We start from the raw sequence: 276 nt of genomic DNA on the forward strand, positions 1-276 counted from the left end.
CCACAGGGTCCCCCCTGCAGTACCATCGGCGCTGTAAGGCTTAGCTTCCGGGTTCGGAATGTAACCGGGCGTTTCCCTCACGCTATAACCACCGAAACCCTAATGGTTTCGAGCGAACAAGCACACTCTTTAATTATGCGTTCTGCTCAAAGCCGACAACGGTCGTTGTCTCAGAACTAACACAGTGGACGCGAGCAACTGAGGACAAGCCCTCGGCCTATTAGTACCGGTCACCTCCACACGTTACCGTGCTTCCAGATCCGGCCTATCAACCCA

2 rRNA genes are annotated in these 276 nt (G+C 54.7%); both read right to left on the reverse strand.

Going from position 1 to position 276, the window contains the following annotated elements:
- Window positions 1-96: ribosomal RNA gene (rrf, locus tag KUM44_RS44445) — 5S ribosomal RNA — on the reverse strand; the annotation flags it as partial.
- Between the two features lie 104 nt (window positions 97-200).
- A 23S ribosomal RNA gene (locus KUM44_RS44450) occupies window positions 201-276 on the reverse strand; the annotation flags it as partial.

Source organism: Streptomyces sp. AC550_RSS872, from assembly GCF_019049285.1.
Taxonomy (GTDB): domain Bacteria; phylum Actinomycetota; class Actinomycetes; order Streptomycetales; family Streptomycetaceae; genus Streptomyces.